The organism is Brunnivagina elsteri CCALA 953, assembly GCF_002289455.1.
Classification (GTDB): Bacteria; Cyanobacteriota; Cyanobacteriia; order Cyanobacteriales; family Nostocaceae; genus Brunnivagina; species Brunnivagina elsteri.
This window is the reverse complement of record NZ_NTFS01000332.1, coordinates 1-7550: the sequence shown is the minus strand read 5'-3', so window position 1 is coordinate 7550 and position 7550 is coordinate 1. Positions and strand designations below refer to the sequence as shown.

Genomic DNA, 7550 nt, shown 5'->3' with positions numbered 1-7550 from the left:
ATTAGGGCAGGCAGGGATGCCCACCCCACAACAATTATAATAATTTAGATTATATGATTTAAATGCGGAACAGCTTAGATAGCGATCGCAAATTAGATAGACTGGTAAAAACCGCAGATGCACGCAGATATAGACACTACTCTGCGAGAAGTCTCGCTAGCCTACGGCAACCTCTCCGATGTACGCTCGTCTAATGCGGCTACCTTTGGAAGTCACTCCGTGCCTACCCGCAGGGTACGCAGATGAATAAATATTATAAAGATTTCCTGATTCGCTCTTGGGAAGCAAAAGATAGGCAAAGTGCTGCGGAACTGATTCGTGGGGTTTTGGCTGAGTATGGTTTGGGTTGGGAAGCGGATGGAGCCGATCGCGATGTGGTACAAGTTGAGGAGTGTTACTTAGATACTGCTGGGGAGTTTTGGGTTATTGAATACCAAAATATAGTAGTGGGAACTGGGGCATATTATCCAATTGAGCGCGGACAAAATGCGGTTAAGATTAGGAAAATGTACTTTTTACCGCAAATTCGCGGTTTTGGGTTAGGGAAATATTTGTTACAACAATTGGAAGAAGCGATGTCTTGCGACAAGCCCCTTCGGGTCTACGCATCTCGTGGTTTTCAGGAAATTTGGATTGAAACCGCGAGCATTCTCAAGGAAGCTGTACAAATGTACGAAAAAAATGGTTATTTGCCAGCGACAGGTATAGAAACTTTGAGATGCGATCGCGTTTATTTTAAAAAGGTTAATTATTAATCCCCAATTCCCAAACTAAAAAATGCCTATTTTTACAAAACCCCTTAAAAACTTTTTCAATCTTTTTCTTCAATCCAATTGTCCACTCTGTCAACGTTCAACAAAGGATGAATTTTGCCCTAGTTGTAGCAAACAATTGCAGAAATGTCAGTTAAATAATCCTTGTTTGTTGTGGAAAGAGGAAACACCTGTTTTTGCTTGGGGTGCTTATGGTGGGATATTGAAGAGAGCGATCGCAGTCATGAAATATAATGATTGTCCGGAAATTGCCCGTCCTCTTGGATATTTGTTGGGTGAAGCTTGGTTACAAAATTTACCATCCCCAGAGAAAAAAATTGCTGTTGTGCCTATTCCACTTCATCCTAGTAAACTCAAATCTAGGGGTTTTAACCAAGCTGCACTTATTGCCCAAAGCTTTTGTGAAATTACGGGATTACCATTGAGAACGAATGGATTGCGAAGGTTACGAGAAACGGAAGCACAACATTCTCTATCTGTGACACAGCGCGATCGCAATCTTGCCGAAGCTTTTGCAGTGGGAGATGATTTTCTTCGCAAGCCTCCCAATTACGTACTTTTAATCGATGATATTTATACAACTGGAGCCACTGCTCGCTCGGCAATAATGACGTTTTCCAAAATGAATATATCTGTGATTGGACTTGCTACATGTGCTGGAGGAATAAAATCCCAGTAAATCAAGAAATAATCCATCAAATCCTGGGCAAGTCAAGCTGAGAAAAACTATAATTGACAAAATTACGCTCTTGGGAAGAATCTTGGGGATGATTAGCAAAGCTGTTAGATTGTACTTAGAAAAATTAAAAAACGAAAACTTAAAAAACGAAAACTTAAAAAACTTAAAAAATTTAATTTTTATTCCTGCAACTTTGGTGGCGATTTTTGCAAATACAAACGCAAGTTTTGCCCAAGCTGCTAAAATGTATAATCCATTGCCTTTGCCTTCGACTTATGAAGTCACTGATTCCCTTACCGAGCGAGATATTCCCACAGGTCAAGGTGGCTTTGCTCGCGATTATATGGTGAAGTTAAGTAAAGGCGAAAATCTAGCTATAGACCTTGCTTCCGATAGCTTTGACAGTATTATTACTTTACTTGGACCAAACGGTTCAACTTTATCAGAAAATGATGATGGTCCTGATGGTAGTAGTAATTCTTTACTTTTTACCCGCATTAATGAGACTGGTAATTATGTAGTTCGAGTGCGATCGTTTGGTGAAACCGGAGTTGGTGCATTTAAACTTAAGGTTACGCGATTGCAACCGACTAAGTAGGTAATTGGGGATTGGGGATGGAGCATTAATTGAGTACTAAACTAAATTGCAGTCATTAGACACAGCAATAATGCTTCTGTCCATTCGACAACCGCACCATAAGTATCCCCCGTGTGTCCTCCGAGTTTGTGGTTGAACCAGAAACCTGTAATAAATGCGATCGCAATTCCCCCAACTACTGTCACCAAACTCAAAGCTAAGTAATCTCGATTGATAATTACTGGCAAAATGCTCAACACAATAATTAACACTAATCCCGGTAATACATCCTGATACGAGCGTATTGCTTGTTTGTGAAATGCTCCCTTACCTGTGGGTTTTAGATATGGATATAGGAAAATGGCTAAAATTTGTCCCCAACGTGCCCAACTGCAAGCTGCGAGTAATACAAACCAACGATTTTGAGCGATATCGGTTAATGCTGCGGCTTTGAGAAGCAAGATGGCTACTGCAATCATTGCCCCAAATGCACCAGTTGCACTATCTGCCATCACTTCTAACCTTCGTTCCGGGTTGCCTACTGCCAAACCATCGGCTGTATCCATTGCCCCATCCAAATGCAATCCCCCGGTAATCCCTGCCCAAACACAAACAATCAATACACTGCGCGTCAAAATCGGTATACCTAACCAACCTAAAACCAAGTCCAATAGCGTTAAAATTCCCCCAATCAATAACCCTACCACGGGAGCAAACTTTGCTACTCCCTGAAAATCCAATCCCTGAAAATATGGCAGAGGAATAGAAGTATAAAATAAAATACTTGCTACAAAACTTAATAGCAACCCTTTGCACCACTGATAAATAATTGTCATCTTAAGAACATAGTATTTTATCAACAACTCTTGACGAGGGTATAATTTCTCTTGAAGTTTATAGAGAAAACCCCAAGAAACTTCTAGCTTTATGTATCGATAATGACTACCTTTTTAAAGCTTTTAATAAGATTAACTTGTTAGGGAAACTCCTGTGGGAAATTTTGTTATGCTTGTGCCATAACTGAATCAACATACTTTGTATAAATAACTACTTTCATAGCTTCGAGAAATTAATTTAATGTTTTGTTTTTTAATTATGGGTTAATAATTTAGATACAACATATTAGGTAAAAACTCTATGTTTTCAAAAAGAATATTAATAATAATAAAAATTTAGGAGGTCAAGAAAGCTGTAACATTCAATTTAGCTGTGTTGCAAATTATCTTCGTGCATTATTAATTATTTTAACTATGAGCCACCATCTACCCGAAACAAAAATACCAGCTCCCTGCATTATTAACACAGGTGTAATTGTAAGTAAGTTGGATATGCGGCGATTGCTAACAGATTTGAGTCGCGTCCACTACGTCTATATTTTCGATGGAACAGTGCAGAGTGAAGGTGATGGCGATGTTATGGAAGTTTTTGCTAATCCACAACGTTCTACCCTAGTTGCTAATCACACGCTTTACCTGAATGTCTGTAGTTTTGACTATCTAGAATTACAGCAAACTCCAGAAAAGGAGACTCATTTCGACCTTGTACAGGAAGGATGGCGTTTGCGGTTGATTCCCCTATCGACACCTTCACAAGAAAGGCGTGGCACTATTAATGTGACTGCGATTGAAGCGATGATGGAGCAAGTACTGTCTGCCCGTTGGGATGCTGAGTTTGATGACGATTCCTCTGAGATGTTTTAGGAGTCAGCATTCAGGATTCAGGATTCAGGAGTCAGGCGTTAATAAGTAAAATTAGTCCCTTACTAAGTTAGGATAGTTCACATCTGAATATTCTGATACTTATTACTTTTTTAGGTTACTTGTACTTTGACTGCAAACTTTTCTTTTGAATGCATAGCTTCCTGCAATCAAACTAAAGCACGAGCGGGGGTTTTCCAGACACCACATGGCATTGTGGAGACACCAAGATTTATGCCAGTTGGAACGCTGGCTAATGTCAAAACCATCACTCCAGCCCAACTGAAGGACACTGGAGCACAAATGGTATTATCTAACACCTATCATTTGCACCTGCAACCCGGTGAAGATATTGTTGCAGGTGGTGGAGGATTGCATAAGTTCATGGGCTGGAATGGTCCCATGCTGACAGACTCGGGTGGATTTCAGGTTTTCAGTCTCAGCGAAATGCGAAAAATTACAGAGGAAGGTGTAACCTTTCGTTCGCCTCGCGATGGCAGAATTATTAACTTAACCCCAGAACGTTCGATCGCAATTCAGAATACCTTAGGAGCTGATGTGATTATGGCATTTGATGAATGTCCTCCTTATCCAGCAACCCGTGAAGAAGTGGAAGCCGCGACATCTCGTACTTATCGTTGGTTAGAAAGATGTATAAGCGCACATCAACGCCAAGACCAAGCTTTATTTGGTATTGTTCAGGGTGGAGTATATTTAGATTTACGTGCAAAAGCGGCGCTCGATTTAAAGCAGTTTGATTTACCTGGATACGCAATTGGTGGTGTGAGTGTGGGGGAACCACCCGAATTAATTGCTCAAATCGTGGAAACTACTGCACCATTATTACCCTCTGACAAACCCCGTTATTTAATGGGAGTGGGTACTTATCGAGAAATGGCAATGGCGATCGCATCGGGAATTGATTTATTTGACTGTGTGATTCCGACTCGTTGGGCACGTCATGGTACGGCAATGGTACAGGGAGAACGTTGGAATTTGAAAAATGCTAAGTTTCGTGAAGATTTTGCCCCATTAGACGAAACATGCCCTTGTTACACCTGTCAAAATTTTAGCCGTGCTTACATTTCCCATTTATTGCGATCGCAGGAAATTCTCGCTTACACATTACTATCGATCCACAATATCACCGAACTCATCCGCTTTACCCAAAAAATCCGTAATGCGATTTTACAGGGAACTTTTGCCACCGATTTTGCCCATTGGCTAAAACCTGGGGAAGTACAGGAGGAAAAATGAGAAGGCAGGGCTTTTTTACTTCTGACTCCTGACTTAGCTTACTTTTAAATGGATGGCAGTATTGCAAGTTACTAATTGACTGGTTGCATGTTAAAATAAATGTCAAATATTAAAGCTGTGTTGGATAGTGGATTTTAGTAACATGGAAGCAGCATTGTTGTTAGCAAAATTACCCGAAGCTTATCAAATCTTCGACCCCTTGGTAGATGTTCTACCTGTTATTCCTGTATTTTTTCTGCTGTTAGCTTTTGTATGGCAAGCAGCCGTTGGTTTTAGATAAGTCTCACAATTTTGGATTTTGCCAAAGGTGAAGAATGCAAGTTTTTCACCTACTAGCACAGATAGTCAAGATAACAAAGATAATATTCTTCCTGTCTTTTCCGTCTAATAATTTTTGAATCCAGAATTTACATGCAAATCTTTTTTCCAGACAGGTAAATCAGCCTGTCTTATTTTTTGTTTACTTATCTTTAAAAAATGTCATTTTTCTTAAAAATAGTTAACAAATAAATATAATATTTACATAGAATCTATATTCTTAGTCTGTCGAAAAGTTTTTTCTTTTATTGCGATCGCAAGCAGGTGTATTTTATGGGTAATATCAACTTTGTCAAAGAAAATAAAGAAGTCATTGCCGCAAATGGGGGTAATCTCCGACTTCTAGCAATGCAAAATGGTATCGATATCTATAAAGTTTGGGGAAAAATGATGAACTGCGGTGGTTATGGGCAGTGTGGTACTTGTATAGTTGAAGTTACCGAAGGAATCGAAAATCTTTCACCACGTACCGATGCTGAAAACAAAATCCTCAAGAAAAAGCCTGATAATTACCGTTTAGCTTGTCAAACCCTGGTTCATGGTGCGGTAAGCGTTATCACTAAACCATAGTACAAAAATGCGGAACCCAGAACAATATTATTTCGAGAGATTTGCTGATACAATTGGAACGTGACTGGAAATTATAAGAGGGCTTCCTTGCTATGCAAACTAATGAATTGGGGTTCATAGCGACCATTTTGTTCGTGTTTGTTCCCACCGTGTTTTTAATCCTTCTTTACACGCTCACTGCTAGCCGAGAAAGTGGAAAAAACAGTTAATTTGTTTAAAATTCTTTGTATAAAATAAGCAATCCCCACACTTAATTAAAGTGCGGGGTTTTTGCTGATTAGGGTACACCAAAAAATAAATTACCCAAATTGTTGTAGGGGTCTCCCCGCCGTTTCATATGAGATAGTGATAAACTGACGCTTGGAATACTTTATTTTCTGGAACTCCCTAATCCCGTCTCCACAATCAAGTAAAATTATCCTAAGCTGCATCTGTACGGGCTAAAAGAACCGGACAAGTGGCATTAACTCGGACATAATCGGAAAGGGAAGAACCCAATAATCTATCTAAATCGACGAAATTTTTGGCAATTGATGGACGGCGATCGGGGGAACCAATTACCAACAAGTCTACATTAGAATCATCCGCCAAACGACAAATTTCTCTTCCTGCTCTACCGCTACCCGTGATATTGCCATCTTGCCCCGAAGTTCCGGTACTAACTACGCAGCGAGTCGAAACCCCATATTTTTTAGCTTCTGCGATCGCAACTGCTAAAATAGGATTCTGCTCTGGTGTCAATTCAGCCTTGCCAGATTTGCTCTGCCCATCAGGATTGATATTTGCTAGTAGTAGTTCTGCTCCTTTTAAATCTTTAAGCAGGAATAAAGCTAATTTTAGGCAATATTTAGCAGTCTCGGAAGCATCCATTGCTACCATAATTCGGTTAATTTTTTTGATGTAAATGTCATCTTTAACCAGCAACATTGGACGGGATGACAACTGAAACACATATTGGCTAACGGAATTCGACAATATTGATTGTAATCGTTTTAACCCACGGGAACCCATAATAATCAAGTCCGCATCCATTTCATCAGCGACTTGACAAACCACATCTTTAGGTTCTCCCTGCCGTAAAATTGAAGATACGAGACTGGGGTCTAAATTTAAATATTGGATCGCGTTTGCTAAAATTTTACCACCTTCTTCCCACTTGGCAGTCATGTTTTCTGCACTGGTTTGTGGGGGTACAACGTGTAAAACAGTTACTTTTGACTTTTGAACTGAGGGTAAATCCGCAAAAGTCTTGAGCATTTCTTCAGCATGTCCTAATCCGGAGACAGCTAGCAATATTTTTTGTATCATTTTATTCGCGTTCGGTCAGGTTTGGGTGGTAATTGCTTTTATTTACTGGCAATCGCCGAGTAATTTTGACTCAGTATCTTTACGTAACTAGACACCAAAACAAAACAATCAAACTAATTTTGACTGTTAGTGATTGCGTTAAATTATTGATGTTTAATTTACACAAAAATACTGATATTTTGTTTTGATTTTTCAGTACATAGGTTTGCATTAATTACAATTTATAGAAGTTGCTTTTAATTTAAGTTAATTTAAGTTAATTTAACTAAAAGCAATAACTAAAATATGTAATTTATTTTCACACTATTATGCCTATCTACTTACTTTACTTTTAAGTATACCCTATATTTTTCTACTCTTAAGTTTAACAA

Annotated in this window: 10 protein-coding genes; 8 read left to right on the top strand and 2 right to left on the bottom strand. The window is 39.1% G+C overall.

Features of this window, described 5'->3' with window-relative positions:
* Nucleotides 1-242: 242 nt before the first annotated feature.
* The 3 genes from CK510_RS22845 to CK510_RS22835 all read left to right on the top strand — a co-directional run bounded on the left by CK510_RS22845 (nucleotide 243) and on the right by CK510_RS22835 (nucleotide 2050).
* On the top strand, nucleotides 243-755 hold the full coding sequence (locus CK510_RS22845) for a GNAT family N-acetyltransferase (RefSeq protein ID WP_095723877.1): 513 nt from the start codon (nucleotides 243-245) through the stop codon (nucleotides 753-755).
* 22 nt (nucleotides 756-777) lie between these two features.
* Entirely contained in the window at nucleotides 778-1452 is a 675-nt protein-coding gene (locus tag CK510_RS22840; RefSeq protein WP_095723876.1) for a ComF family protein, read from the top strand.
* An 88-nt stretch (nucleotides 1453-1540) separates the two neighbouring features.
* On the top strand, nucleotides 1541-2050 hold the full coding sequence (locus CK510_RS22835; protein ID WP_095723875.1) for a PPC domain-containing protein: 510 nt from the start codon (nucleotides 1541-1543) through the stop codon (nucleotides 2048-2050).
* Between the two features lie 41 nt (nucleotides 2051-2091).
* Here the strand turns inward: CK510_RS22835 and cobS are convergent, their stop codons facing one another.
* Nucleotides 2092-2865, bottom strand: a complete 774-nt coding sequence (gene cobS, locus CK510_RS22830; protein WP_095723874.1) for an adenosylcobinamide-GDP ribazoletransferase — start codon at nucleotides 2863-2865, stop codon at nucleotides 2092-2094.
* Between the two features lie 414 nt (nucleotides 2866-3279).
* On the opposite strand from cobS, the gene CK510_RS22825 reads away from it, so the two are divergent.
* From CK510_RS22825 to psbM, 5 genes are all read left to right on the top strand, one after another.
* Nucleotides 3280-3729, top strand: coding sequence for a hypothetical protein (locus tag CK510_RS22825; protein WP_095723873.1), 450 nt, complete (start codon nucleotides 3280-3282; stop codon nucleotides 3727-3729).
* A gap of 126 nt (nucleotides 3730-3855) precedes the next feature.
* Nucleotides 3856-4983, top strand: a complete 1128-nt coding sequence (gene tgt / locus CK510_RS22820) for a tRNA guanosine(34) transglycosylase Tgt (protein ID WP_095723872.1) — start codon at nucleotides 3856-3858, stop codon at nucleotides 4981-4983.
* A 142-nt stretch (nucleotides 4984-5125) separates the two neighbouring features.
* A complete protein-coding gene (locus CK510_RS22815; RefSeq protein WP_006195022.1) occupies nucleotides 5126-5263 on the top strand; it encodes a photosystem II reaction center protein K in 138 nt (45 codons plus the stop codon).
* A 311-nt stretch (nucleotides 5264-5574) separates the two neighbouring features.
* Nucleotides 5575-5871: a 2Fe-2S iron-sulfur cluster-binding protein gene (locus CK510_RS22810; protein ID WP_095723871.1), complete on the top strand. Its 297-nt coding sequence runs from the start codon at nucleotides 5575-5577 to the stop codon at nucleotides 5869-5871.
* A gap of 92 nt (nucleotides 5872-5963) precedes the next feature.
* Nucleotides 5964-6080 (top strand): photosystem II reaction center protein PsbM, encoded by a 117-nt coding sequence (gene psbM, locus CK510_RS22805; protein ID WP_095723870.1) that lies wholly within the window; start codon nucleotides 5964-5966, stop codon nucleotides 6078-6080.
* A gap of 211 nt (nucleotides 6081-6291) precedes the next feature.
* Here psbM and CK510_RS22800 read toward each other — a convergent pair whose 3' ends face one another.
* Complete coding sequence (locus CK510_RS22800; RefSeq protein ID WP_095723869.1) at nucleotides 6292-7179, bottom strand: universal stress protein; 888 nt, start codon at nucleotides 7177-7179, stop codon at nucleotides 6292-6294.
* Between the last annotated feature and the right edge of the window lie 371 nt (nucleotides 7180-7550).

Bases quoted from the DNA above. Each gene is read 5' to 3' on its own strand.
- CK510_RS22845 (WP_095723877.1), top strand. From the start codon at position 243: ATGAATAAATATTATAAAGATTTCCTGATTCGCTCTTGGGAAGCAAAA.
- CK510_RS22840 (WP_095723876.1), top strand. From the start codon at position 778: ATGCCTATTTTTACAAAACCCCTTAAAAACTTTTTCAATCTTTTTCTT.
- CK510_RS22835 (WP_095723875.1), top strand. From the start codon at position 1,541: ATGATTAGCAAAGCTGTTAGATTGTACTTAGAAAAATTAAAAAACGAA.
- cobS (WP_095723874.1), bottom strand. From the start codon at position 2,865: ATGACAATTATTTATCAGTGGTGCAAAGGGTTGCTATTAAGTTTTGTA.
- CK510_RS22825 (WP_095723873.1), top strand. From the start codon at position 3,280: ATGAGCCACCATCTACCCGAAACAAAAATACCAGCTCCCTGCATTATT.
- CK510_RS22815 (WP_006195022.1), top strand. From the start codon at position 5,126: ATGGAAGCAGCATTGTTGTTAGCAAAATTACCCGAAGCTTATCAAATC.
- CK510_RS22810 (WP_095723871.1), top strand. From the start codon at position 5,575: ATGGGTAATATCAACTTTGTCAAAGAAAATAAAGAAGTCATTGCCGCA.
- psbM (WP_095723870.1), top strand. From the start codon at position 5,964: ATGCAAACTAATGAATTGGGGTTCATAGCGACCATTTTGTTCGTGTTT.
- CK510_RS22800 (WP_095723869.1), bottom strand. From the start codon at position 7,179: ATGATACAAAAAATATTGCTAGCTGTCTCCGGATTAGGACATGCTGAA.